General features: G+C 62.8%; 1 pseudogene. It reads right to left on the bottom strand.

Annotation, left to right across the window (positions count from 1 at the left end):
• Positions 1-46: 46 nt before the first annotated feature.
• Positions 47-1,242: pseudogene (locus EOA38_RS36850) on the bottom strand (IS256 family transposase).
• Between the last annotated feature and the right edge of the window lie 98 nt (positions 1,243-1,340).

Below are 1,340 nucleotides of genomic sequence, written 5' to 3'. Positions count from 1 at the left end.
GGTTGTGTGCGTCAAGTTCTGCAAAAAGGGGCGGCCCTGTTGCTGGTCATGCGGCTTGGCGTAGAGCGAGCTTCTTGTGCTCGCGCAGGTCGTCCATGTTGATGTAGCGGTTGGCCTCCATCCAGTTCTCGTTGGTCTCGACGGCCAGCGCCCTGACGAGGCGCAGGCAGCTTTCGGCGTTGGGGAAGATGCGTACGACATAGGTGCGCCGGCGGATTTCCTCATTGAGGCGTTCGAGCATGTTGGTGGACTTGAGATGCTTGTGGTGCTGGCGCGGCAGGCAAAAGAAGGTCAGCGTGCGCTCGATGGTCTCCTCCACCCACATTGTCAGCCTTGGATAGCGGCCCGACCATTTGGACAGCCATGCGGCGAGATCGGCTTTGGCCTCGGCGAGATCGCGCCGGTCGTAGAGCCAGCGCAGCTCCTGCAGGCAGTCGTCGCCATGCTTCCTCGGCAGATGATCGAGCGCGTTCCTGAGAAAGTGCACGTAGCAGCGCTGCCAGGCAGCTTCCGGGATCACCTCGCCGATTGCCGCGACGAGGCCGGCATGGTCATCGGACACGACCAGCTCGACGCCCTTGAGGCCGCGCGCCTTCAGCGCCACGAGAAAGTCTTTCCAGGCCGAACGCTCTCGCGATTGGCCATCTCCACAGCCAGGATCTGGCGCCGCCCGTCCCAGTCGATGCCGACCGCAATCAGCACCGCCTGGCTCGTGACGATGCCGGCTTCACGCACCTTCTCGTAGCGAGCGTCGAGGATGAGATAGGCAAAGGGCTCTTGAAGCGGCCGCTCGGCAAAGGCCTTCAGGCTCTCGTCCAGCCGCTTGTTGATGGCCGAGATCGCCGAGGCGGAGAAGGCATGACCGCACAGCTCCTCGGTGATCGCCTTCACCTTGCGGGTCGACACGCCCTGCACGTACATCTCCGCAAGGGTGGCCACCAAGGCGCGCTCGGAACGCTGGTAGCGCTCGAACAATTCGGTGGAGAAGCGGCCCGCCCGGTCCTGCGGAACCCGCAGCTCAAGCTTGCCGACACGGGTGACAAGGGTGCGGCCGTAATAGCCAGAGCGATAGCCGAGCCGCTCCGGCGTGCGCTCACTCTTCGAAGCACCCAGCGCCTCGTCCATCTCGGCCTCGAGCACCTCCTGCATCACCGCACGGATCACCTCGTGCAATCCATCCGGGTTCGAAAGCAGAATGTCTTTGACGGCGGCTATGGCGGATTTATCTTCAGTCTTGGTCATGGTGGCGTTCCTTCGCGGGAATCGGTGACGTGAACAATCACCAGCCTGCCATGACCGCCCTCTCGCAGCGAATTTGCAGAACTCTCAGCACACTACCC

Origin of the sequence: Mesorhizobium sp. M1E.F.Ca.ET.041.01.1.1 (genome assembly GCF_003997355.1) — a bacterium.
Lineage (GTDB): Bacteria > Pseudomonadota > Alphaproteobacteria > Rhizobiales > Rhizobiaceae > Mesorhizobium.
The sequence above is the reverse complement of the archived record's forward strand: the minus strand, read 5'-3'. Positions and strand labels throughout refer to the sequence as shown.